Raw genomic sequence first — 25,042 nt, forward strand, 5'->3', positions numbered from 1 at the left:
ATTAACAAGGTAATGATATGAAAAAAAACAGTCTGGAAATGCTGGTTGGTCTATTTGTTTTAATAGGCATAGTGGCAATTCTATTTTTATCTTTTCGGGTAGCCGGCGGTAATGGGATCGGCTCTTCCCAGCCTACATATACTTTATCGGCCTCGTTCAGCGATATTGGCGGTTTAAAAACACAGGCGCCTGTCAAAGCAGCCGGTGTTGTGGTTGGCCGGGTAGACAAAATTGTACTTGATCCGAAAACTTACTGGGCTAAAGTGACTTTAAAAATTGATAAACAGTACCAGTTTAGTACTGACACTTCAGCGCAGATTCTGACTTCAGGTTTGCTTGGCGACCAGTATATCGGACTGGAGCAAGGCGGCGACCCGGATAATCTGGCCGATGGGGATAATATTACTATTACCAGTTCAGCTTTGGTGCTGGAACAGTTAATTGGTAAATTTATGACCAGTTTTGCTGAGGGTAATGCCAAAAGCGATAATAAAAAAACAGATACTGCTGTTTCTGCGAGTGAATAAGTAAAAGTAACAGTAGATAAACAAATTTAATTTAATTAAAGGAATATATTAATGAAACTGAATAAATCTTCATTTTTCGGGGCGGTAAGTATTGCGATTATGAGCATTAGTATGGCATTTGCTTCACCACAGCAGGCAGTAAGCCAGCTTAAAGACAATGCTACTCAGGTATTGAATATTTTAAGTTCAGCCAATGGTAAAAATGATAATCAGGTACGCCGTCAGGCTGAAAACTATGCTATTCCGTATTTTGATTTTGAGCGCATGACTGCACTGGCGGTAGGTGCTCCGTGGCGTACCGCCAGTACTGCACAGCAGCAGGCATTAACTCAGGAGTTTAAAACCCTGTTAATCCGTACTTATTCCGGCACTATGCTGAAATTTAAAAATGCTCAGGCAAATGTATACAGTAATCCTGTCGTTAATAAGGGCGGACGCGAAATCATTGTGCGTGTAGATGTTACAACACCTAACAGTAAACCAGTACGTATGGATTACACCCTGTATCAGGCAGGCAATATATACCGTATTTACAATGTAGCTGTAGAAGGTGCCAGTCTGGTGACTGTATACCGCAACCAGTTTAATCAGACTATCAGCCAGAAAGGCATAGATGGTTTAGTAGCGGATTTACGTGCCAAAAACGGTAAATAATCATGCAAACCAACGTGCAGGGTAAAACCCTGATGATTCATGACAAGGTAACTATGGGTACAGTAGGAGAAAACGATTTCAAACGTTTCTGTGACTATATCCAAACCGGACAAATAGAAAAAGTGGACGTCAGTGGTGTAACCGAAGCCGATTCTGCCTGCGTGGCATTGCTCGTGGCGGCTAAGCGGCTGGCGCACAGACAGAAATTTATGTTGCACATCGCCGGTGTGCCGGCGGGACTTATTACCCTGATGGCACTTTACGGTGTAGAGGAATCATTACAATGAGTAGTAAGAAAAAGTTGCTAACAGGCTGTGTACTGCTTGTGCTCAGTCAGGCTGGCTGGGCGGCAGCAGAACAAACCTATACTTATAAAGATCCGTATGAGGGTTATAACCGGGTTATGTTCAATATTAATGATCATCTTGATCGTTATATCATGACACCGGTTGCCCGCGGTTACCGGAAAGTCACTCCTTCACCTGTGCGTACAGGCGTCAACAACTTTTTCAATAATCTGCGCGATGTAGTAAGTTTTGGCAGTAATCTGCTGCGACTGGATATTGAGAAAGCCAGTACAGATTTCGTGCGCGTTGGTATTAATACTACATTTGGCCTGGGCGGTTTACTGGATATTGCTGATGCAGGCCGGATTCCGAACAACAAAAATACCCTTGGTGATACCTTTGCCTCATGGGGTTGGAAAAACAGTAATTACTTTGTTTATCCTCTTTTGGGTCCGTCGACAGTGCGTGATAGTATCGGAAGTACCATTACTGATGTATTCCCGATAGAAAATGCTATTTTCAAGGAAGATGCTGTACGCTGGAGTCTTACCGGTCTGAATGGAGTGGCCTCGCGTGAAGCATTGCTGGATGTAACCGATAGCTTGAATGATGCCGCACTGGATCGCTATACATACATGCGTGATGTATATATGAAATTGCGTAACAATCAGGTAGGCGGCTCATTGTTTCCGGCAGATGATGAAGATGATGACGATATAGATAATCTGGTAGCTCCGGGTAGCGATAATGCCGTTACCCAGCCGGCTTCTGTATCATCAAGTCAATCTTTTAAAAAAGTAACTGAATCAGATGATAATGTTCCGGCAACAACTGATTCAACACCAGATAAAAATACAGGCGACAATTTGACTGAATCTCCGGTTTCGGTAAGTCAGCCCTATTGGAATGTGCATTAAACGTTAGTATTTTATAACAGTAAAAAGTATCATTCCGAAAACTGAAATTCAGATCAGTATAAAACAAGGAATAAGACTATGTATGAAGTTAATCGCAGTGTATTTTTGCTTGTTCCGCTTGAACCATTCTGGGCCTGGTTGCAAAAATTACCTGATATTGATCTGGAACAGTTATCTCTGGATATTTTGCAACAGGATGCCAATGCCTATCTGACTTCCGCCAGTGAAGATATAGAGAGCTTGTGGGTTGAAATCGAACAGCGTTATGAGGATATCTTTGCAGCAGAACTGGCTGACTGGTGTGAGGATGAAAGCTTGTGGCCTGATTTGAGCTTTGAAAATTTCAGAAACTGGTTTGGTGTACAATTTTCCACAGTAGTAACTGATCTGGCACAAGAAGAACTGGCGCGTGAAGCTTTTGTACCGATCGCCCTGAGTTAAGCAGTTCAGCTGTTATATCATGAAAAAAGCCAATATTGATATTGGCTTTTTTCTTTAAAACAGTTGTCTGGTATGGATTCTGTGGATTGAAAAACTCATATTGTCATAAAAATTACTGTATAAACTTTAAAATATCTAACTATATTTAATATAATCAATTAAAATTGCCTATCGTAATCTTGCAATCAGTTTGTATACAATACACAAACGGAATTAAATTATATGCCGTACAGAAATAAATCTGTCTCGCGACGCCGGCTGTTACAGGCAGGTGGTGCTTCCCTGCTGGGGATAGCTGTGCCGCGTATAGTGCTGGCAGGTGCACAGCGTGAAGAAACCCTTTCTGATGATGTCGCTTCGATCATGCGCAATGCAGTTAATAATGCCAATCCTCCGCGCCTGATTTTTTCTTCGCCCGCAGAGGCCAGCCGCTGGCTAAATGCCATGTCGGGTCGTCTTGCTTCACATATTCCTGATGATTATGCACGAAAACGTTTATTAACCAATATTCAGTATGAATCAATGCGTGCTGGTTTGGATACGCAGGTTATACTTGGTCTGATCGAAGTGGAAAGCCGTTTTCGTCAATATGCTATCTCCGGAGTAGGCGCCCGCGGTTTAATGCAGGTAATGCCTTTCTGGGTAAAACAAATTGGTCGTCCGGAACATAACTTATTCGATATTCGCACTAACTTACGTTACGGATGTACTATCCTGCGTTATTATCGAAATCGTGAGAATGGTAATATGGTAAGAGCGCTGGCGCGTTATAATGGTAGCTTAGGGCGTAGTACTTACTCGAATGCTGTTATCAATGCCTGGCAACGGCACTGGCAATGGGCCTGAATTTCCGGCATTCTGCGATATTTGTAATCTTTTAATTATGGGTTGTCATCTTGGACAGCCTGTATTCATTATTAGGAAACCACCATGTCTGTTAATAAAGTCATCCTGGTTGGCCGTCTGGGTCGTGATCCTGAAACACGATATATGCCCAGCGGAGATGCAATAACCAATTTTTCCATAGCTACTGATGAACAGTGGCGTGACCGTAATGGTGAACGCCAGACTCGTACTGAATGGCATAATATTACTCTGTTCGGTAAATTGGGTGAGATAGCCAGCCAGTATTTGCGTAAAGGCAGTCAGGTGTTTATTGAGGGCAGGATTCAAAGTCGTAAATATACCGGTAAAGATGGTATCGAACGCACCGCATACGATATTATCGGCAGTGAAATGAAAATGCTGGGCAGTCGCAATGACAGTGCTTCCGGCTCAGGTAATAGCTATGATCAGATGAATAGCGGAACCAACTACGCACAGGGAGGAGGTAACTATAATCAGGGCGGTTATGATGCTGCACCTGCTGCTTCCAGTCCGCCACCGGCAGCTCCGCGCCGTCAGGCACCACGACCGGCACCTACTCCTGCTCCGGTAGATGATATTGATGACGATATTCCGTTTTAATAACAAAGAATAGCATTGAATCTATTTTAAATTGATAAAAACCTGATAATTTTTATTAATCAATTTTATACCTTTCAGAGAAATATCTTTGAAAGGTATTTTATTTAATGAAATATTAATAATTAGATTGGATAGTGTTTATTTTTATGTTGATTGGCTGTCAATCAGATAAAATCATTAAATTTAGCTCTCAAGTTATAGTCAGGACTATTATTTATATAATAAGTTATTATTTAATGATTAAGTAAATGTTTAAAATAAAGCATCTTTATACCAGATTACATGGTCTACCAGCACCCATTGATCCTGTTTTTTCTCATACCAGATAGTTAAATTTTCATCTTGATTGTAAGACCACGTTACTTCTCTGATTATAATGTCTCTGTTTTCAATTTCTTTTTCTGTAAATGTGTTTCTTAAACTAATTCTGAATTCTGAAATCAAACCATCTCCTTTGCCTAAAATAAAAGTACTATCTGTTAATGGCGAGTATTTTAATACTAAAGTATTAACTGGTATCTGTTGTATATGATTTAAATTCATATTTTTTTCAGTAATAAATTCTGTATTTACATTCAGAGTATCTGTTTTATAGCTTTCTTCTAATGATTTAGTTTTATTACAGGCAGATAACAATATTACTAATAGCATAGCTACAAAATTTTTATTTGTTTTAAATAGATTCATATTGAAATAATTTTGGATTCTTAAACGGGATTATTTGATTAGATATAAAACAAGAGCGAAAGGATATACTAATAGCCTAATTTAAATCTAATTAGCGTAGTGATGTTGAGTATTTTATCAAAAACCAATTAATGTATATATTTTTTAAATAGTTAATAGCATTATTCTTTATGGTAATTTTGTTCTGATAAATTTCAGCAAAAAATCTATATCTGGTTAATTCTCCTTATCAGGCGAAACTGAATTTTTTAAACTTCATAAAAGAAAGCTGAATTGATTTACTGTATATTATGAAATAACTAAAAGATTAGGTAACCGAGGCATAGATTAATAAAATAATTAAAATATATATATCTTTGTTAAATATATTTAAATAAAGTTTAGTATTCAGATAAATCTGGCGATGATTGGTTCGATTAATCAGATTAATGAACATACAAAGACGCAGTATTGATGATGAATATTATGGCAAATTAAATTGGCTGATTATTATATGAAATAGTCGTTATAAACGTTGCTATTTTATACCGGTCTGCTAAAATAGCACCTATGGAACAGCGCAAGCCGCCAAAATCGGGCGGCTTGCTTTTTGTTATTAATACGAAATACCGTTGATGCATTCTGCAGCGGTATCTTGGAGAAATATGATGCAAAAAATTCCGTTGACCGTAATTGGTGCTAATTTGCTGAAACAAGAGCTGCAAGAGCTTAAAAGTGTAGCTCGGCCGGCTGTAATTGAAGCAATTGCTGAAGCACGTTCGCATGGCGATCTGTCGGAAAATGCAGAATATGAAGCTGCTAAAGAAAAACAGGGCTTTATTGAAGGCAGGATTGCTGAAATTGAGCACAAGCTTTCCCTGGCGCATATTATTGATCCAAAAGAAACCAATGCTGATGGTAAGGTGGTTTTTGGTGCTACAGTGAAAATGCAGGATCTGGAAACCGAAGAAGTAGTGAGTTACCAGATTGTGGGTGAAGATGAGGCAGATATTAAACAGGCTAAAATTTATGTCGGTTCACCTATAGCACGTGCTCTGATTGGTAAGGAAGAGGGTGATGTGGCAGAAGTTCAGGCACCGGGCGGTATTCGCGAATATGAAATTCTTGAAGTGTTTTATATTTAATTTATCTGCATTTAAAAAATTGTTTACTGTTTTACAGTAACTAGCCGGATAAAATAAAAGCGATTCATGTAATGAATCGCTTTTATTTATTCTGCCGGATTCTCTTTGCGGCGGAATAATATTAGTTGTTTGCCAATATGCTGAATTAATTCGGCATGAGTAGCTTTGCATAGTTCTTCTGCAATAGCTATACGCGCTGCACGATCGTCACCTGCTACCTGTACTTTAATCAGTTCATGTGCATCAAGATTACGATTGGTTTCGGTGATTACTTCAGTAGTCAGTCCGTGCTGACCAATCAGTACTACTGCATGTAATTGATGTGCACGAGCTTTTAATGCCATTTTTTCTTTACTGTTTAATTTATCTGTTGCCATTTTACTTTCCGGATTGATTACGATCTGATCAGCCTGTTATTCAAGTTAGATTCAGAGTTGAGCTATTTTAAATGAGACAGACGATTTTTTATAGTTGAGAGGTCCTGTATATTTGTATTGAAAATAAAAATTCAAAATCAGTATATTAATAAGGTATTTCTTATTTTAATTAAAATAGTAATTTATAAAACATTCAGGTATATTTAATTTCTGTGATATTTGTTTATTGTTGGTAATATTTATTCTATTTTAATTGGTTAGCAAAAATTAATATCTTTTCCGTTAAGTCATTATAATTATGAAATTTTCGCAGATTTTGTGCCTTGGCATACTGAGAGTTCTGGATACCTTTATTTTCAGATTAGTTGCAGGGCTTGGGTTGTGCGTGGTTTGTCTGCCGTTAGTGTCGCATATATATACTAGAAGCAGCATCAAAAACCAATCTCATTATCCTTTTGAAGTTGCGGTATTTCAGTCTGATGGTACTTTTACTCAGGTAAATTATAGTACTAATAGAGATTTTAAACCGGAAAATACGTCATTTCTGGCCAAATTCCCCAGTGGGCAGGATAAATCATCAGATGGTAATTATTCCTTCAGTTATAAGGTACTTAAAGAGGAGCCACAGCTTCAATTGATTGAGATTGAAACTATTGACCTGGAAGATGATAGAAATACATGGGCAACATATGTTGCTACGGCCGATACTATCATGCCATTGAGTACCAGAATTGAAACCCCTGCTTATCTGCTGCTATGCGCTCTTATAGCTTTTATTCTGGTGCAGCTAATGAAACAATTTATCAGATATGTGCGCTGGTGTTTCACTATGTCAATCTATTCAGATAAGTAACTTACACTACAAAAAAAGATTTGGAATAAAACCTGAGGAATAGGTCTGATTAATTGCTGAGTATAGCCGGCGCATAAAATTATTTATGCTGATGAATTTATCTTTTATATAAGGGGAAATGCTGTATTCTGCATCAATTTCACGATACAATGTGGTGATTTTTTCAAGAATTTGCATCATGGGTGTTCGCTCTAAATCTTCCAGTGCATGGCTCAACGAGCATGTTAACGATCATTATGTTCATCTGGCTCAAAAAGAAGGCTACCGTGCACGCGCAGCCTATAAGTTGCTGGAAATCAATGATAAGGATCATCTGATACGACCGGGTGCGGTAGTGGCTGACCTTGGCAGTGCTCCGGGTAGCTGGTCGCAGGTTGCGGCCAGGCTGGCTGGTGCGGCTGGACAGGTATTTGCACTGGATATTCTGCCTATGGAACCAGTGACGGGTGTACGTTTTATTCAGGGTGATTTTCGCGAGAATGACGTGCTGGCAAAGTTTGAAACTTTGCTGGATGGTTGTGAACTGGATCTTGTAATTTGTGATATGGCACCCAATATGTCTGGCAATAACATTACTGATCAGGCACGCAGTTTTTATCTGGCAGAACTGGGTCTGGAGTTTGCTCAGGCACATCTCAAACCGGGTGGTGATTTTCTGGTGAAGGTGTTTCAAGGAGCAGGTCTGCAAGAGTTTCAGCAGGCTATGAAGGATTGTTTTGCTCAGGTAATGGTTCGCAAGCCGAAAGCATCCCGTGACCGCTCGAGCGAAATTTATTTGCTTGGTCGCGGTAAAAAATAGTAGTTATAGCCAATGCTATGTGAAGATGTGGCTATATTAACTATTCTGAACAACAATTAATTAACCTCCTTAGGAGTTTCTGACAGTGCGGAATACCGTAAAGAATCTTTTGGTCTGGCTGGTGCTGGCGTTAGTATTAATGGCCGCATTCAATGCCATTACTGAGAAAAAAGAGAGTAAACAGCAAATTGAATACTCTCAGTTTATTCAGCAGGTTAACAAGGGTGAGATTGCCAGTGTAAATATTGAAGGTTCGGTGATTAATGGTCTGCAGCTGAAGGGCCAGCGTCATGATAAATCTTCTTTCATTACCAACGCACCGACACCGCTGGAAAATAATTTTGTTAGTAATCTGATAGCGAAAAATATTCGGGTTAATGTGATTCCGGAAGAAAAACCGGGTATTTTGACTAATATGTTTATCAGCATATTACCTATACTGTTGCTGATTGGTGTGTTTTTCTATTTCATGCGCTCCACACAAGGCGGCGGAGGCAAGGGTGGTGCCTTTTCTTTTGGTAAAAGCCGTGCCCGATTACTGGATAAAGAGTCTAATAAAACAACCTTTGCTGATGTAGCTGGTTGTGATGAGGCTAAGGAAGAAGTGCAGGAAATTGTGGATTATCTGCGGGCACCACAGCGTTATCAGACGCTTGGCGGGCGCGTACCGCGCGGTATTCTGATGTGTGGCAGACCGGGTACAGGTAAAACTTTACTGGCTAAAGCAATTGCCGGCGAAGCTCAGGTGCCGTTTTTCAGTATTTCCGGTTCCGATTTTGTAGAGATGTTTGTTGGTGTGGGTGCATCGCGTGTTCGCGATATGTTTGAGCAGGCAAAAAAGAATGCTCCCTGTCTGATTTTTATCGATGAAATTGATGCGGTAGGCCGCCAGCGTGGTGCCGGTTTGGGTGGTGGTAATGATGAACGTGAGCAAACACTGAATCAGCTGCTTGTGGAGATGGATGGTTTTGAAAGCAATACAACAGTTATTGTGATTGCGGCAACCAACCGTCCGGATGTGCTTGATCCTGCTCTGATGCGACCAGGCCGTTTTGACCGTCAGGTAGTGGTACCGTTACCGGATATCCGCGGACGTGAACAGATTCTGAAAGTACATGCTGCCAAAGTGCCTCTGGATAAATCAGTGGATTTACCTGTGCTGGCACGTGGTACACCTGGTTTTTCCGGTGCTGATTTAGCCAATCTGGTAAATGAAGCTGCTCTGTTTGCAGGTCGTCGGAATAAGACCAAAGTAGACATGAGTGACTTTGAAGATGCTAAAGATAAGATTTACATGGGTCCTGAACGTCGCTCCATGGTTATGCATGAGGATGAGAAAAAAGCCACTGCTTATCATGAATCAGGTCACGCTGTTGTTGCTGAGACACTGGATTTTACAGATCCGGTACATAAAGTAACGATTATGCCCCGCGGGCGTGCACTTGGTCTGACCTGGCAGCTGCCGGAACGTGACCGCATCAGTATGTATGAAGATCAGATGCTTAATGAGATTTCAATTCTGTTTGGTGGTCGAATAGCTGAACAGTTGTTTATTGGTCGTGTGTCTACTGGTGCTTCTAATGACTTTGAACGTGCTACTCAGATTGCGCGTGATATGGTAACCCGTTATGGTATGTCCAAAAAAATGGGACCTGTAGTATATGGTGAAAATGAAAATGAAGTGTTTCTCGGGCGCTCTGTAACGCAATCGAAAAATATTTCTGAAAAAACCATGCAGGAAGTAGATGCTGAAGTACGTCGTATCCTTGATGAGCAGTATGAAATTGCCTATAAAATTCTGGATGAGAATCGCGATAAGATGCATACCATGGCTAAGGCTCTGATTGAATGGGAAACCATTGACCGTGATCAGGTGCTGGAAATTATGGCAGGTAAGCAGCCTAGTCCGCCAAAAGATTTCAGTGAAAATATAGTTAAGGATGGCGATACTGAGCAGCCGTTAGCTGAGACTGAAACTGAAGCTAAGACTGATGCGGTAGCTGAAACCGAAACAGGTGCTAAAGCGGATGGAGCAACTCAATCCGAAATTAAAGCTGATGCTGTGGCTGAGGATGCAGATCATACTGAATCTAAAGCATCTGCACCTGAACAGAAATCACAGGACTAATTGATGTAGTTATATGATTTTTAACGGCAGCAATAGCTGCCGTTTTTTCTATGTTTTATCTGAAAATAAGAGGCACAAAATATAATAGTAATACTGAAAATAGTTATTCTGGTATATAGGTATATGCTATTTTGGTTCATATGAATTGTTGAAAAGCATGGTAATTTAAGTCAGGAAGATTCTGTATTATGTAAATGATAAAATACTGGCAAAAGCTGGTGTTAAAAATTCAGCTAAACGGTTCAATTCATGAAAGTAGTAAATCAATATTTCCCATGAGACAAATATTCTTTCATTTATTAATCTGGCTGGCTTTAAAATAGGTGAATTTATAAATTGAATATTTCTCCATTATTATCAGTTATAAATGTGAAATCAGAGCAATTATGATGGTTATATTGGAGTCTGGATTATTTATATAACTCAGATAATGACAGAATATTTAAATCTTGAGATTTATCAATTTATTTTACATCAAGGTATTCTGTCTTAGTTCTGATAACAATTCTGGTTGCAGTTCAATATATATCTTTGTTTATTTCAATATTCTTTGATTTACAATGATTTTTTAATAGATTTTATATTTTTGTTATTTTCAGTAGTCTGAATTTGTACTTTGCGGATAAAAAATTGAGATGCGAAGAGAAATAACTTTATCTGGCTGAGCAGAATTTATTGCTAGTATTATTGGTTTAACTACAAATACAGACTGTAAGATTATTTGATAAATGTTAAGAGATTATGATTAAGTATGGATAATTCTAGTCAAAATTACTGGCAGTGCGGGCGTTTTCAAATTGATTTGGCGCAGCCGAAAATTATGGGAATCGTCAATTTAACGCCGGATTCATTTTCAGATGGCGGAAGTTACAGTACTTCTCTGACTCTGGCATTAAAGCATGCGGAACAGTTATTAAAGGATGGGGCGGATATTCTGGATATTGGCGGAGAGAGCTCCCGTCCCGGATCTGATTTTGTTTCACCCCAGGATGAGTGGAAGCGTATTGAGCCGGTATTAACAGAGTTGGTTACCTGGAATGTACCATTAACTGTTGATACACGCCGCACATGGGTAATGCGTCAGTTACTCGAGCAGCAACTGGTTGACGGAATAAATGATATTCAGGCACTGGAAGATGCCGGTGCAGTGGATTTACTAGCGCAGCAGCAGAATATTGGTGTGTGTCTGATGCATATGCAGGGACAGCCTGAAAATATGCAGCATAATCCTGAATATCAGGATGTGGTTACTGAAGTTGGTCAGTATTTGCAGCAACGGGTATCTGTGTGTGAACAGGCTGGGATTGACCGTTTGCGTCTGACAATAGATCCGGGTTTTGGTTTTGGTAAGAGTCTTCAGCATAATATCGCATTAATGCAGCATTTTGCAGACTGGCATGCGGCCGCCGGTTGTCCGGTACTAATTGGGGTATCACGTAAAACGATGATTGGTTTACTGACTGATGAAACTGAACCAAGACAACGGGTTGCCGGAAGTGTGGTGGCTGCAGTAGCAGCAGTGGCACGTGGTGCAGCAATTATACGGGTACATGATGTACGTGAAACACGTCAGGGTTTACAGGTATGGGCGGCCTTGGGCGGAAGTATTTAACAAGATAGGTTGCAGATTGTCAGCAGACGCGGGCTGCGTTTTTATTATTGTAATCTGAGTAGAGTTTAATCGGGTTCAGATTTATTGTGAACCGGATAGTTTTCAAATAACATTTTATTTACTGACTGAACAGCTATGCCTGTTCTACAATAATAGTCTTGAATTAATCGGTCGGAGCAGGTGATGGCAAAAAAATATTTTGGTACTGACGGGGTGCGTGGTGAAGTTGGTAAGTTTCCGGTAACCCCCGAATTTGTACTGAAATTAGCGTATGCTGCCGGACATGTACTGGTACAACATGGAACTGATCATCAGCCTACTGTGCTGATTGGTAAAGATACAAGAATTTCCGGTTATATGCTGGAAGCAGCAATGGAAGCCGGCTTTACAGCAGCAGGGGTAAATGTACTGCTTACCGGACCATTACCTACACCGGGTGTGGCTTATTTAACCCGTGCACTGCGTTTGGATTGCGGGGTGATGATATCTGCTTCACATAATGCTTATCATGATAATGGTATTAAATTTTTTGCAGAGGGCGGAGTCAAGTTAAGTGATATTCTGGAGCTGGAAATTGAAGCAGAGCTGGAAAAGCCGGTAAAAACTGTCCCCTCCAGCGAGCTTGGTCGTGCACGGCGCATAAATGGTGCTGTTGACCGTTATATTGAGTTTTGTAAATCTACTTTTCCGAATCATTTGAATTTGCGCGGTTTGAAGCTGGTAGTAGATACGGCAAATGGTGCGGCCTATGCTGTGGCTCCTAAGGTATTTCATGAGCTGGGTGCAGATGTGGTCTGCATCGGCGATCAGCCGGATGGTTATAATATCAATCAGAAAATCGGGGCAACATATACTAAGTCACTACAGGCAGCAGTATTACAGAATGAAGCCGATTATGGTATTGCGCTGGACGGTGACGGCGACAGGCTGATGATGGTAGATAAATTCGGCAAAGTCTATGATGGGGATGCGCTGATTTATGTAATTTCCAAAGCTCGTGCTACAGCAGGTTGTCTGGATGGCGGTGTAGTGGGGACGGTTATGACCAATCTTGCTATGGAGCTGGCGTTTAAGCGGCTGGGCATTGATTTTGTCCGCGCTAAAGTAGGCGACCGTTATGTTCTGGAACAGCTGCATCAGCATCAGTGGTCACTGGGGGGAGAAGCTTCCGGTCATATAGTTTGTCTGGATAAGCATAATACTGGTGACGGAATTATTGCAGCTTTACAGGTCTTTGCAGCCTTACAGGTTTTACAGCAGGATTTAGCCAGTATACTTACTGACTGGCAGCCTTTTCCGCAAACTATGATTAATGTTCATATTGAGCCTGATCAGGACTGGCAGAGTATTGCGGCGCCGGTAGCCGATGAGGTGATAAAACAGCTCGGAGATAACGGACGTGTGGTACTTCGCCCGTCAGGAACAGAACCGGTGGTGCGGGTTATGGTAGAAGCTCGTCAGACTGAAGTTGCGCGTCAGGCAGCTGAAAAAATTGCCAATGCAATTAAGTCGGGTTTGGCAGAGTAAATCTGTCTGACAGGAATAAAAAAAGAACGGGCATTTTATGTTTGCATTGCTGGAAGCTTTTTTTACTGAGTATGGCTATGCAGCGGTATTTCTGGTATTGGTCGCCTGCGGCTTTGGTGTGCCGATACCAGAAGATGTAACGCTGGTTGCCGGTGGTGTTATTGCCGGACTGGGACATGCGCATATTCATACCATGTTTATGGTAGGTATGGCCGGTGTTCTGGTAGGTGATGGTATGATGTTTAGTGCCGGACGCGTATTTGGGCATCGTATTCTGAAATTTCGTTTTGTTCAGCGGGTAATGACGCCCAGGCGCTATGCTCAGGTACAGGATAAATTTGACAAATATGGTAGCTGGGTATTATTTATTGCCCGTTTTCTGCCGGGTTTACGTACCCCGATTTATATTACCGCCGGTATCAGCGGGAAAGTTTCTATACCGAAATTTTTGCTGATGGATGGTCTGGCTGCAATGATTTCAGTACCCGTGTGGGTGTATCTGGGTGAATATGGTGCGGAAAATATTGACTGGCTGATGCATAAGGTGCATCAGTTCCAGGCAGTTGTGTATGTTGTGATTGGCGTTGGTGCACTGGCACTAGTCTATTACTGGTGGAAAAAGCGTCAGCGTATCCAGTTTTTTAAACGTAAAATTGCTGAAATTCGTCAGCGCAGGCGCAATCGTAAGCAGCAAAAACAAAATTTGAAGTAATACGCCTGAAATAAAGAAAAAGACAGTTGAGAAAACTGTCTTTTTTTATTTATGACCGCTATGTTAATTTATTATTTAGTTTCGCCGATTTTACCTTCACGACCGCTGAATAGGTTTTTGATATTGCTTTTATGCCGGTAAAGAACCAGTATATCAATCACTATAACAGCAATTACCCAGCTTAACTGAGGCATAAACCACCAGGCAGCAAACGGGCTGATTAGAGTAGCTATTAATGCGGCCAGTGAAGATACTTTGAAACCAAAGGCCATAATCAGCCATACTGCTGCACAAATAAGTGCAGTAGGCCATGATAAAGCCAGGAGTACACCCAGTGCAGTAGCTACGCCTTTACCACCTTTAAATTTGAAAAATACCGGCCACATGTGGCCAATGAGAACCACTACGGCAATGATGGCAATGGTATTGCTGTCCAGCTGCCAGACCGTCTGATAGTGTTTTGCCAGCCAGACGGCCAGCCAGCCTTTGAGTGCATCGCCTAACAGTGTAAGAGCAGCGGCACTTTTTTTGCCTGTACGCAAAACATTGGTAGCACCGGGATTGCCGGAACCATAGCTGTGCGGATCAGGCATACCCATACAGCGTGAAACAATAACGGCAAAAGACAGAGAGCCCAGTAAATAGGCACCGATAATTGCAAGGTAATTGACCATAAAGCGGTTTCTTTAGTCTACAATCTGAGGGTTTGCATTTTAGCTCAGTAGGTTGGACATGGATACTATCTTTTTACACGGCATGACTGCGCAGACGCTGATTGGGGTATATCAGTGGGAGCGGCAACAACAGCAAACACTGTTGCTGGATGTGGATATTGGTACAGATTTTCAGCAGGCGGCGCAAAGCGATAATATTGACGACACGATTCATTATGCCAGAGTGGCTGATGATTTGCGTGAGGCACTTGCTGAACAGGAATTTTTATTACTGGAAGCACTAGCAGAGTATGTGGCGCAGTTTATATTGAACCGTTACGGGGCATTATGGGTGCGGGTGAAAGTGGTGAAGCCGGGTATTCTTGCTGGTATTAAGGAAGTGGGTGTACAGATTGAACGCCGGAATACCCAAGTATGATAATAATCTGTTTTTCCTGCTAAAGGACAAGATATGAATATGCCGGTGTGGACTGTGGCACAGATGAAAGCATGGGAGGATACACAGAACCGGGAAGGTTTGAGTTATGCCCGAATGATGGAACATGCAGGAAGTCGTGCAGCAAAGGATTTATTATGTCGATTTCATTCCTCGCAGCATACACTGATATTGTGTGGTAAAGGGAATAATGCAGGTGACGGGCTGGTATTAGCCCGTGTGTTGTCTTTACATGACTGGCCGGTAACGATTATGTTTTTACAAGGACAGCAGTTATCAGCTCTTGCAGAAGCCAACCGGAAATATCTGCCAGTTACTGTAGATTGTATTAATGTTCCGCAATTGCATACTGTGCTGCCGTCTGTCCATCTGGTTGTGGATGCTGTTTATGGTACTGGTTTCCATGGTGAGTTGCCTCAGGCTATTGAACGTTGTTTTGCTGCAGTTTCTCAAGCAGATGTGTTTAAGGTGGCGCTGGATATGCCCAGTGGTGTGGCAGGAGATGGCGAAGAAATAGCTGCCGGAAGTTTTCAGGCTCAGCTTACTTATGTTTTTCAGTCTCTGAAACCGGCACATTGTCTGGAGCATGTAAGACAGTTATGCGGAGAAATAGTACGTGTTGATTTACTGGATTAGTGTTGATGGTTTTGCCTGCTCCATACCTGATAGCATTGAGCCAGGTGTAATAGCATGCATGCAGTAGCTCCCCAAATATGTCGGTTTTGATAATGTAAATGATATATCTTAAGCTTAAATTGCTGATGTTGTTTAATACTATGCTGGTATAGCTTGCTATCCAGAACAACAGGTAAGGGTACAGGGAATATTTCGCTGACTTCTGACGGGTTGAGCTGCCAGTATAGAGATGAATTGCTCCAGGCCAGAACAGGAACAACTTTGAAACCGCTGGGCAGATAGCATTGAGGTAAGGTTCCGACCAGCTGCCACTGATTACGAATTAGTCCGGTTTCTTCTTCGCTTTCGCGAAATGCTGCATTGATACTGCTTTCATTATTTTCCAGTTTGCCACCGGGAAAAGCGATTTGTCCGCGGTGCTGGCGTAGTTGCTGACTGCGCTGAGTAAGCCAGATTTGTGCGTTACCATGATTCCAGTCAACAGGCATCAGTACCGCAGCGCAGCGAAAATTAACGGGCAGATGCTGTAATGCATCCTGGCGCTGATTAAGTATAGTAGGCAGTGTACTAGTGCATGCGTAATGTAAAAACTGTTTCAGCTTATCAGGTTTGGTAAACATTTCAATGATGTCAGACTGTTCTTTTTTCAAGATACTGAGTAATTTATATATCGTTCAGGCATAAATGACCAGAATAATTTTAAAGAGGATTAACCAGTAGTTACCAGAGATATAATGAAATTATGGGTAATTGAAGCACTGAAGTGCTTAGGCGGATCTGGCTGGCCTAAGGATGTCAGTAAATAAATATGAGCAGGAGTTGAAAGCATCCGGAAGTATGCTTTAGACCTGGCAATATGATTTACGTTGGGCTGCTCAGCAATTGCGAAATGAGAAAAATTAAAACCAGTTCATAAACGGTGTGATTTACCGTGGGAACTGGTTTAATTTTAAAATAGTAAAATTGGTTTTCAGTTAAGTAAATGGTGATGGCGGACAGTTGCAGTATTTATTAATTTTGGCAACGTTATTTATCTTGCTGATAAAACGATGGTAACTGTTGCGGTTTGATTATTATAATGTACGCGAATACTGGGCTTCGGTGCGCTTCTGGCGCAAATAGTAGTCAAATACCATGGCGATATTGCGAATCAGCAGCCTCCCTTTGGGTGTAACCTGTAAATTCTGATCACTAAGATTGAGCAAGCCAAGCTGTTGCAGATGCTGTAAATCAGTCTGCTCAGCAGCAAAGTATGTTTGAAAAGGTTGCTGCATGGCATGGCTATAATCAGGGTAATTAAGCTGGAAGCGGCACATTAAATCCTGAATTACACGCCGGCGCAGTAAGTCGTCTGCATTAAGCTGGTAGCCGCGCATAACCGGCAGGCGGTTTTCATCCAGAGCCTGATAGTAGGCAGGCAGTTCTTTTTCATTCTGGCTGTAGATATTGTTGATTTTGCCGATGCTGGATACGCCGATGGCGATTAAGTCACAGTCTGCATGGGTTGAATAACCCTGAAAATTGCGTTGCAGGCGGCCTTCAGATAAGGCAATGGCCAGTTCGTCATCAGGTTTGGCAAAATGATCCATGCCGATGAAGATATAGCCCTGCTGTAACAGATATTGAACGGTGTTTTGCAGAATATCCAGTTTAACACTGCTGTTGGGTACGGCTGATGTATCAATACGCCGCTGTGGTTTGAACAGATGTGGCAGATGTGCATAGTGATACATGGCAATGCGATCCGGCTGCAGAGTCAGTACGTGATCCAGTGTGCAGCGCATAGAGGCTTCAGTCTGGTGCGGTAAGCCATAGATTAAGTCGACACTGACAGAGTGAAAACCATTAGCTCTGGCTGCCTCAATAACTGTCCGGGTTTCAGCTTCGCTCTGGATGCGGTTAACGGCCTGTTGTACCGCCGGATTGAAATCCTGAATACCGACGCTCATCCGGTTAAAACCGAGTCTGCCCAGATGAGCTACAGTTTCAGCTGTCACTTTACGCGGGTCGATTTCAATTGAATATTCACCCTGTTCTGACAGGGTAAAGTAGCGGCTGATACTGGCAAAGATATGACTGAGCTGGTCATCATTCAGAAAGGTTGGTGTACCGCCGCCGAAATGTAATTGTGCCAGCAGCGGTTTACTCTGCCAGTTTTTTGCCAGCAGTGCCAGTTCTTTATCCAGATACCGGATATATATATCGGCACGGCTGGTATCTTTGGTAATAATTTTATTACAGCCGCAATAGTAACAGATGGTATTACAGAAAGGCACATGTACGTACAGGGAGACTGGTTTGTCACCAATATTTTGCTGTAAAGCAGTTTGTAACTGAGTTGCGGTGAATGAAGTATTAAAACGGTCTGCTGTAGGGTAGGAAGTATAACGCGGGCCGGAAGACGGTAAGGAAGCAATAAGGGTACGGTCGAATTCTATGTTGATGCGTGGTGTGTTCATTGGATAATGATGGTTATTCTTGTGTTGGTCTGGTGAAATAGATAGGAGTGATAACTATTTATGGTAGAATACATCCGGCAGTAAAGTAAAGCAGTGAAAACATAATAAGCCAATTTTTTTATTAAATCAGGGTCTGAAGGAAATTCAATTCACTTTGTCTATAACAATACTATATTGGATAGTTTTTAAAAAATTGATTTATATCAATATGTTTGTTATATGATGTTCTGGGCAAAGTGTAATCAGTAATTATTAAATATATTATGATTAGATTGTATAAACAGGGTGAAATAGTACAGAAATTATGCGAAAAATGTTCTTTGCATATTCTCTGTATGCCGGTAATGCTTAAAGAGCGGGAACTAACCGATTTAGGAGCGATTATTCGTCAGAGTCGTCGTTTAAAAAAAGGGGAGTATCTGTTTCGTGCCGGTGAACCGTTTGATGCAATATTTGCCATACGAACCGGTTTTTTTAAAACCATGGTTAATAGCCGGGACGGACGAGATCAGGTAACTGGTTTTTTTATGTCAGGTGAATTGTTGGGGCTGGACGGTATTTGTCATAATGTTCATGGCTGTGATGCAGTAGCTCTGGAAGATAGTGAGGTATGTGAGCTACCATTCACTAATATGGAAGATGCCGGTAATATTTTGCCTTCATTACAAATACATTTTTATCGTCTGATGAGTCAGGAAATTCTGCGTACTCAGGAGCTGATGCTGATGCTGGGTAATATGCGTGCAGAAGAGCGTCTGGCTGCGTTTCTGGTGAATTTATCTCATCGTCTGAGTTTTCGTGGTTTTGCTGCAAATGATTTTATTTTGCGTATGTCACGTGAAGAAATTGGCAGCTATCTGGGGCTAAAGCTGGAAACAGTAAGCCGTACTTTGTCTAAATTTCAGCATGAAGGCTGGATAAAAGTTGAGCACAAGCATATTCAGTTATTAGAACCATGGATGTTGCAGAAAATGGTAATGCATTGTCAGCGGGCTGCAAGTTGAATTCAGTTAATGCTTAAAAAAGCTGTAGCATATTATTGTTGCTACAGCTTTTTTACTTGATAAGAAAAATTATTTTATATACCTGAGTTTGCAATATCGATCATGATTGTGTGCTAGCTGGACTGTTTCAGGCGTATCCGGCCATCGCGGCAAGCTTAAGTGTGTCTTTACCATAAAATTTAGCCTTTAGATGACGCATCCAGCGGATTTTATGTAAGCTTTTGTTGACAGTACTACTTACTTCATCAGGTTGATTATGCAGTACGCTATGCCATAATTCTTTAGCCTGAATAGTTACGCCAAATTCCTGCATTAAACGTGCACCTGAGTGCAGATAGCATAGCCAGTCGCGAGAGTGACATTGTGGTAATGTCATCGCAGATAAAGGATCATCTTCGAAATCGATAAAGCCTATGCTGTCCTGATTAATGTAAATCATATTGCGCGCAAAAGTTTCACTCAGGTATTGCTTGCGTTTATGTACATCTTCGATGGCGTTAAGACCAAGCTGCCAGCGTTGCAACAGAAGTTCAGGCTGATGCTTACAGTGTTTCCATTCTTTTTCCAGATTGTGATCGCCAATATGACTAATCATCAGTGCATCCGGTTGTTGCGCCAGAATGGCAGGAACCCGCACTCCTGCTGAGGCCAGAGCCCGCAGACGGGATGCTTCGGTTTGCAGTGCAGGTATTCCGCCCAAATTGGGAACAGGTTGCAGCATGTGAATACCACTTATTTTCTGAGCTATTTTTAATAAATGATAGCGCCAGGCACTGTTGCGTGCACCAGCTTGCCGTACCCATACTTTTTCGCCGTTAGTCAGTATATGGCTTTGCATCAGGCCGGTTTGTATGAGCAGGCACTGTTGTAATGCATGCTGATAAAATGCAGAAGAGTCGGAAGCGGTCATGAAGCCTGTTGCTTGAATTCAAAAACGGGTATTGATTGTACTATAGTTAAGTTTATAACTTTTAAAATTAAGGTAATAAATCTTTTAGACGGTAATAACCTGTTCCTACCCATTGTATGGGCAGGCGCAGTAAACTGCCACCGGGAAAGTTGTGATGTATAATTTTTTCAAACATGTGCAGGCGGCTGTCATCACCACTGATTGCCTCAGCAATAATCTGCCCGCCCATACCGGCAGCAGCCACGCCATGTCCTGAAAATCCTTGTAAAAAATAGAGTTGCGGGTTAAGACGCCCGAAATGGGGCAGGCGGTTCATGCTGATATCAACCAGACCACCCCAGACATAATCAATTTCTGCATCAGCCAGTTGTGGAAATACTTTAAGCATATCACGGCGCATACTCTGAATGAGTTGCAGCCGGCCGGGTTCACGACCGGAATAATTGACTTTACCGCCGAATAACAGGCGTTTGTCTGCACTCAGACGATAATAATCAAGTACAAAACGGGTATCACATACTGCCATGTTATTTTTGATGAGTTGCTGAGCACGCTCCCCAAGCGGCTGGGTTGCAATCATGTATGTACTTACCGGCAGGATTTTGGCTTCGAGCGCCTTTATAGGTGTCTGCCGGAGACTGCGGGTAAAGGCATTGACAGCAATCACGACGTTTTTGGCAATGATATTCCCGTTTGGTGTGGTAATCCGGTATCCGTGCTGCCATGTTTCCAGCGAAAGCATAGGAGAATGTTCAAACAGCAATGCTCCGGCACGGGCAGCTGCACGAGCCAGTCCAAGTAAGTAGTTTAGTGGATGTAAATGTCCGGCCTGATGGTCAAAAATCGCGCCGGTATAACGTTCGCTGGCCAGTTGCTGTTGCAGCTGGTTTGAATTCCATACTTCATAATCATGAAAATGATAGTGTTCGGCAGCTTCTTTCACCCATTCAGTTAAGACACGCAGCTGGCGCGGCCGGATGGCTGCATGAGCGTAACCGCGTTGCCAGTCACAGCTGATTTGATAGATTTGAATCTGTTGTTCAATCAGAGTGACAGCTTCATGGCTCCACTGCCAGAGTGTTTGTGCATTTTTCAGTCCGATCATGCCGGCCAGATTACTCATTTCAGCAGCGTAACCATAAATGACCTGACCGCCGTTACGGCCGGAGGCGCCATAACCGATTCGGGCGGCTTCGATAAGTGCTACGCTATGCTGCTGTTGTGCCAGTGGCAATGCTGTACCGATTCCGCTCAGTCCGCCACCAATGATGCAGGTTTCCACTTCAACAGTACCTTTTAAACTTGGATAGTGGCTGTGGTCATTACAGCTGGCTGTATAGTAGCTGTCAATGCGTTCTGTATCTGGCGGTATGTAGGTAGACATAGTTACATGATTAAACTGATTAGGAAGATGAAAAACTGGCAGCTAACCGAAATCAGATAGCTGCCATGTATGCATTTTTATTTGTTAGCCTCAAGTAACAGACTCTGTCGATAGGCTTCTGCCATTTCCCGTTCACGTCTGGTATTTTGCCGCATCATAAAGTAATTAATACTAATAACCAGTGTACCTACCAGTGCAATGATGATGGTGGCCAGTACATTCATTTGCGGATCCAGACCCAGTTTGATTTTTGAAAATATAATCATTGGCAAAGTAGAAGAACCCGGACCGGACAGGAATGATGTAATGACCAGATCATCCAGCGACAGCGTAATGGACAGCAGAAAGCCGGATGCAATAGCCGGAGCAATTGAAGGCAGTGTAATCAGAAAAAATACCTTTAATGGCCTCGCACCAAGATCCTTGGCTGCTTCTTCCAGTGACTGATTAAGCTCAGACAAACGTGAGCGGATAATAACAGTTACATAGGCCATACACAGGGTGGTATGACCAAGCCAGATAGTAAAAAAGCCGCGTTCAAAATACAGAAAGCTAAAAACACTGTTTTGCAGCAATATCTGTACCTGAATAATTAACAGCAGCATGGACAAACCGGTAATGATGTCCGGCATAACCATTGGTGCAGAAACCATACCGGCAAACAAGGTATTACCACGGAAACGTTTGATGCGGGCTAGTGCATAGCCGGCAAGTGTTCCCAGAATGACTGCGGCTGCCGCCGAGCACAGAGCAATGCGTACTGAAAGCCACGCAGCATCAAGTATCTGTTCATTCTGTAATAATTTACTGTACCACTGAGTGGAAAAACCTCCCCAGACAGTGACCAGTCGCGAATTGTTGAATGAGTAGATAATCAGGACAACCAAGGGTATATACAGAAATGCCAGCCCCAGAAACAGCATTACTCTGAGAAACCAGGATGATATGTTTTTATGCATGGCTGGCTCCTTCTTCAATTTCCCGGTTTTCATAACGATGGAACAAGGTAATCGGAATTACCAGTAACAGCACCATAATGACAGCAACTGCTGACGCCAATGGCCAGTTATTCTGATCGAAGAAAGCCTGCCACAGTACTTTGCCAATCATCAGATTTTTTGGTCCGCCTATCAGTTCGGGTATCACAAACTCACCAACTGCTGGAATAAAGACCAGCATCGAACCGGAGATAATCCCGGCTTTGGATAGTGGCAGAGTAATGGAAACAAACGCTTTAATAGGGCCGGCACCGAGATCGGCAGCGGCTTCCAGCAGGCGGTTGTCCAGTTTTACCAGCTGAGTGTACAGAGGCAGAATCATAAAGGGCAGATAGGTATATACCATAACCAGATTCAGTGAGAATGAGTTGTATAGCATATTCATCGGGTTGTTGATGAGTCCCCATTTGATCAGATAAGTATTAATAATACCGTTATGGCCGAGCAGGCTCATCCATGCATATACACGCAGCAGAAATGATGTCCAGAAAGGCAGCATAATGGTAAGCAGCAGACCGTTACGGATTTTTTCCGGTGCCCGGGCGATAGCATAGGCTATCGGATAACCTGCCAGCAAACAGATAAGTGTCGTAGTGAAAGCGGTTTTAATTGATAACCAGTAAGTCAGCAGATAAATATTATCGCCTAGATTGCCAATAAACATTTGTCCGAGAGAATGCCAGAAATCATTGAAAATATCGGCATAATTCTGGTAGCTGACCAGAATATTTACCCGTCCCATTTCTGCATCTACATGATACAGCGGAGTATAGGGCGGGATGGCAATATCCTGTTCGGCAAAGCTGATTTTAAGTACGATAAAAAACGGGATAAGGAAAAGTACCAGCAGCCAGATATAAGGGATGCCGACAACCAGTCCCTGTGTCGGGCGTAAGCCTTTGAGGCGGTTAAACCAGTTCATGTTTAAGCTCCCGCGCCAATTAATGGGTCAGAGGGCTGGCCTGATTATCCGGCCAGCTGATGTAAACTTTTTCTTCCCAGGTGGGCATCGGAATGTTGTATTGTTCCCAGTATGAGGATAACACCTGACTTTTAATAATTTTGCCGGAAGGCAGCTGGATATGAAAAATACCAAAACTGCCCAGATAAGCAATTTCTTTGACAATTCCGGCTGACCAGTTATATTCCTGTTGAGGTTGCTCGCGATAGATGTTGATATCTTCAGGACGAATAGACAGCCAGATTTTCTGATCTTCCGGTCCGCTGATACCGTGACCAAGATAAACCAGTTGCTGCATTTCTGGGCAGTGAATAATGGTATGGTCGGCACCGTCTTCAGTCACTTTGCCTTCCAGAATATTGGTTTCGCCCATGAATTCAGCTGTAAAGCGGCTATTCGGATAGTCGTAAATATCAGAAGGTGTGCCAACCTGTTGCAACTGTCCGTCCGACATGATGGCAATACGTGAAGCCATTGTCATGGCTTCTTCCTGATCATGGGTAACCATAATACAGGTAGCGCCTACTTTTTCGAGAGTATTCACCAGTTCAAGCTGGGTTTGCTGACGCAGTTTTTTGTCCAAAGCACCCAGAGGCTCATCCAGTAACAGCAATTTAGGGCGTTTTGCCAGACTGCGTGCCAGCGCAACGCGTTGCTGCTGACCACCGGAAAGCTGGTGTGGTTTGCGTTTGGCGTATTTGCTCATTTGTACCAGACGCAGCATTTCTTCCACCCGCGCACTGATTTCATCTTTGGGCAGTTTGTCCTGCTTTAGTCCGAAAGCGATGTTTTGTTCGACCGTCATATGCGGAAACAGGGCATAGCTCTGAAACATCATATTGATAGGGCGGTCGTAGGGTTGTAATTTAGTAATATCTTCACCATCAAGGATAATCTGTCCCTGAGTTGGTGTTTCCATACCGGCAAGCATGCGTAATAAAGTCGATTTACCGCTGCCGGAGCTGCCGAGCAAGGCGAATATTTCGTTTTTTTTGATGGTCAGATTAATATGGTCTACAGCGTAATTATCGCCATAGGTCTTGACGATGTCTTTAATCTGTAAGTAATGTGCTGGATCGGCACCTGGTCTGGTGATTGCGTTTTCGCTCATAATTAAAGGTTACTCCAGAAAAATCGTTCCAGCCAATGCTCGGCATATGGATGTTTACTGTAATGTTTAAAGAACGGTGCAAAAACGATTCTGCTCCTGCTTTAGGGGACGCATTGTATGCAAGCATTTAGTATGGGGCAATGAAATTTAAGTGTTAATACGTTTAAATTCTCCACTTAGAGTATAACTTTGTATGTAAACAGGGATTTAGCGGTACTTTTTAAATTGAATAAAATTTTGTTAGGATTGAGCTAAAGTACGGTCAGACAGAGAACTTGCTGTCTGGCAGGCTGAATATTGCCTAGTGTATCATGTAATTATTGGCTGCTATATTCATTTAAACCTGATCTACAGAGC

The 25,042-nt window shown here is 42.3% G+C and carries 27 protein-coding genes; 17 read left to right on the plus strand and 10 right to left on the minus strand.

What is annotated here, in order from left to right:
• Positions 1-17: 17 nt before the first annotated feature.
• The 7 genes from mlaD (at position 18) to H3V00_RS04505 (ending at position 4,293) form a co-directional block, all read left to right on the plus strand.
• Complete coding sequence (mlaD, locus tag H3V00_RS04475; RefSeq protein WP_174830538.1) at positions 18-527, plus strand: outer membrane lipid asymmetry maintenance protein MlaD; 510 nt, start codon at positions 18-20, stop codon at positions 525-527.
• Between the two features lie 57 nt (positions 528-584).
• Complete coding sequence (locus tag H3V00_RS04480) at positions 585-1,181, plus strand: phospholipid-binding protein MlaC (RefSeq protein WP_025331219.1); 597 nt, start codon at positions 585-587, stop codon at positions 1,179-1,181.
• 2 nt (positions 1,182-1,183) lie between these two features.
• Positions 1,184-1,468, plus strand: a complete 285-nt coding sequence (locus tag H3V00_RS04485; RefSeq protein WP_025331218.1) for a lipid asymmetry maintenance protein MlaB — start codon at positions 1,184-1,186, stop codon at positions 1,466-1,468.
• The gene (locus H3V00_RS04490; RefSeq protein ID WP_198189881.1) at positions 1,465-2,385 is read left to right on the plus strand and encodes a VacJ family lipoprotein; all 921 of its coding nucleotides are present in this window, start codon (positions 1,465-1,467) and stop codon (positions 2,383-2,385) included. The genes H3V00_RS04485 and H3V00_RS04490 overlap by 4 nt, the downstream gene beginning before the upstream one ends.
• 78 nt (positions 2,386-2,463) lie before the next feature.
• The gene (locus H3V00_RS04495) at positions 2,464-2,826 is read left to right on the plus strand and encodes a VacJ (RefSeq protein WP_198189883.1); all 363 of its coding nucleotides are present in this window, start codon (positions 2,464-2,466) and stop codon (positions 2,824-2,826) included.
• Between the two features lie 222 nt (positions 2,827-3,048).
• Positions 3,049-3,672, plus strand: coding sequence for a lytic transglycosylase domain-containing protein (locus tag H3V00_RS04500; RefSeq protein WP_198189885.1), 624 nt, complete (start codon positions 3,049-3,051; stop codon positions 3,670-3,672).
• Positions 3,673-3,756: 84 nt separating this feature from the next.
• Positions 3,757-4,293, plus strand: coding sequence for a single-stranded DNA-binding protein (locus H3V00_RS04505; protein ID WP_198206950.1), 537 nt, complete (start codon positions 3,757-3,759; stop codon positions 4,291-4,293).
• A gap of 252 nt (positions 4,294-4,545) precedes the next feature.
• Here H3V00_RS04505 and H3V00_RS04510 read toward each other — a convergent pair whose 3' ends face one another.
• The gene (locus tag H3V00_RS04510; protein ID WP_198206949.1) at positions 4,546-4,980 is read right to left on the minus strand and encodes a hypothetical protein; all 435 of its coding nucleotides are present in this window, start codon (positions 4,978-4,980) and stop codon (positions 4,546-4,548) included.
• A 647-nt stretch (positions 4,981-5,627) separates the two neighbouring features.
• Between H3V00_RS04510 and greA the strand changes: the two genes are divergently transcribed.
• Entirely contained in the window at positions 5,628-6,104 is a 477-nt protein-coding gene (greA, locus tag H3V00_RS04515; protein ID WP_025331212.1) for a transcription elongation factor GreA, read from the plus strand.
• 86 nt (positions 6,105-6,190) lie between these two features.
• On the opposite strand, the gene yhbY is transcribed toward greA, so the two are convergent.
• Positions 6,191-6,481: a ribosome assembly RNA-binding protein YhbY gene (gene yhbY, locus H3V00_RS04520; RefSeq protein WP_041881436.1), complete on the minus strand. Its 291-nt coding sequence runs from the start codon at positions 6,479-6,481 to the stop codon at positions 6,191-6,193.
• A 298-nt stretch (positions 6,482-6,779) separates the two neighbouring features.
• Here yhbY and H3V00_RS04525 point away from each other — a divergent pair, with 298 nt between their 5' ends.
• From H3V00_RS04525 to H3V00_RS04550, 6 genes are all read left to right on the plus strand, one after another.
• On the plus strand, positions 6,780-7,334 hold the full coding sequence (locus H3V00_RS04525; RefSeq protein ID WP_110414452.1) for a hypothetical protein: 555 nt from the start codon (positions 6,780-6,782) through the stop codon (positions 7,332-7,334).
• A 178-nt stretch (positions 7,335-7,512) separates the two neighbouring features.
• Positions 7,513-8,133: an RlmE family RNA methyltransferase gene (locus H3V00_RS04530; RefSeq protein ID WP_041880460.1), complete on the plus strand. Its 621-nt coding sequence runs from the start codon at positions 7,513-7,515 to the stop codon at positions 8,131-8,133.
• 85 nt (positions 8,134-8,218) lie between these two features.
• Entirely contained in the window at positions 8,219-10,261 is a 2,043-nt protein-coding gene (gene ftsH / locus H3V00_RS04535) for an ATP-dependent zinc metalloprotease FtsH (RefSeq protein WP_041880462.1), read from the plus strand.
• 751 nt (positions 10,262-11,012) lie between these two features.
• Positions 11,013-11,873: a dihydropteroate synthase gene (gene folP / locus H3V00_RS04540; protein WP_084552134.1), complete on the plus strand. Its 861-nt coding sequence runs from the start codon at positions 11,013-11,015 to the stop codon at positions 11,871-11,873.
• Positions 11,874-12,056: 183 nt separating this feature from the next.
• Complete coding sequence (glmM, locus tag H3V00_RS04545) at positions 12,057-13,400, plus strand: phosphoglucosamine mutase (protein ID WP_198206948.1); 1,344 nt, start codon at positions 12,057-12,059, stop codon at positions 13,398-13,400.
• A gap of 37 nt (positions 13,401-13,437) precedes the next feature.
• On the plus strand, positions 13,438-14,112 hold the full coding sequence (locus H3V00_RS04550; protein WP_025331204.1) for a DedA family protein: 675 nt from the start codon (positions 13,438-13,440) through the stop codon (positions 14,110-14,112).
• 71 nt (positions 14,113-14,183) lie between these two features.
• On the opposite strand, the gene plsY is transcribed toward H3V00_RS04550, so the two are convergent.
• Positions 14,184-14,786 carry a glycerol-3-phosphate 1-O-acyltransferase PlsY gene (plsY, locus tag H3V00_RS04555; RefSeq protein ID WP_078475673.1) on the minus strand — a complete coding sequence of 201 codons (603 nt, stop codon included), beginning with the start codon at positions 14,784-14,786 and terminating at the stop codon, positions 14,184-14,186.
• Between the two features lie 58 nt (positions 14,787-14,844).
• On the opposite strand from plsY, the gene folB reads away from it, so the two are divergent.
• Both folB and H3V00_RS04565 read left to right on the plus strand, forming a co-directional pair.
• Entirely contained in the window at positions 14,845-15,204 is a 360-nt protein-coding gene (gene folB / locus H3V00_RS04560; RefSeq protein WP_100115503.1) for a dihydroneopterin aldolase, read from the plus strand.
• 33 nt (positions 15,205-15,237) lie between these two features.
• Entirely contained in the window at positions 15,238-15,858 is a 621-nt protein-coding gene (locus H3V00_RS04565) for an NAD(P)H-hydrate epimerase (RefSeq protein WP_198206947.1), read from the plus strand.
• On the opposite strand, the gene H3V00_RS04570 is transcribed toward H3V00_RS04565, so the two are convergent.
• On the minus strand, positions 15,855-16,508 hold the full coding sequence (locus tag H3V00_RS04570) for a CoA pyrophosphatase (protein WP_198206946.1): 654 nt from the start codon (positions 16,506-16,508) through the stop codon (positions 15,855-15,857). The genes H3V00_RS04565 and H3V00_RS04570 overlap by 4 nt on opposite strands.
• 423 nt (positions 16,509-16,931) lie before the next feature.
• On the minus strand, positions 16,932-18,317 hold the full coding sequence (hemN, locus tag H3V00_RS04575) for an oxygen-independent coproporphyrinogen III oxidase (RefSeq protein WP_198206945.1): 1,386 nt from the start codon (positions 18,315-18,317) through the stop codon (positions 16,932-16,934).
• A gap of 263 nt (positions 18,318-18,580) precedes the next feature.
• Here hemN and fnr point away from each other — a divergent pair, with 263 nt between their 5' ends.
• On the plus strand, positions 18,581-19,321 hold the full coding sequence (gene fnr, locus H3V00_RS04580; RefSeq protein WP_025331198.1) for a fumarate/nitrate reduction transcriptional regulator Fnr: 741 nt from the start codon (positions 18,581-18,583) through the stop codon (positions 19,319-19,321).
• 127 nt (positions 19,322-19,448) lie between these two features.
• Here the strand turns inward: fnr and H3V00_RS04585 are convergent, their stop codons facing one another.
• The 5 genes from H3V00_RS04585 to H3V00_RS04605 form a co-directional block, all read right to left on the minus strand.
• On the minus strand, positions 19,449-20,231 hold the full coding sequence (locus H3V00_RS04585; RefSeq protein WP_198206944.1) for a hypothetical protein: 783 nt from the start codon (positions 20,229-20,231) through the stop codon (positions 19,449-19,451).
• 67 nt (positions 20,232-20,298) lie between these two features.
• Complete coding sequence (locus H3V00_RS04590; protein ID WP_198206943.1) at positions 20,299-21,615, minus strand: FAD-binding oxidoreductase; 1,317 nt, start codon at positions 21,613-21,615, stop codon at positions 20,299-20,301.
• Positions 21,616-21,692: 77 nt separating this feature from the next.
• Positions 21,693-22,574: an ABC transporter permease subunit gene (locus H3V00_RS04595; protein WP_100126551.1), complete on the minus strand. Its 882-nt coding sequence runs from the start codon at positions 22,572-22,574 to the stop codon at positions 21,693-21,695.
• Complete coding sequence (locus H3V00_RS04600; RefSeq protein ID WP_078475665.1) at positions 22,567-23,535, minus strand: ABC transporter permease subunit; 969 nt, start codon at positions 23,533-23,535, stop codon at positions 22,567-22,569. The genes H3V00_RS04595 and H3V00_RS04600 overlap by 8 nt, the downstream gene beginning before the upstream one ends.
• Before the next feature lie 19 nt (positions 23,536-23,554).
• Entirely contained in the window at positions 23,555-24,685 is a 1,131-nt protein-coding gene (locus H3V00_RS04605) for an ABC transporter ATP-binding protein (RefSeq protein WP_100125825.1), read from the minus strand.
• Between the last annotated feature and the right edge of the window lie 357 nt (positions 24,686-25,042).

It is taken from the genome of Snodgrassella sp. W6238H11 (genome assembly GCF_016100525.1).
GTDB classification, from domain to species: domain Bacteria; phylum Pseudomonadota; class Gammaproteobacteria; order Burkholderiales; family Neisseriaceae; genus Snodgrassella; species Snodgrassella alvi.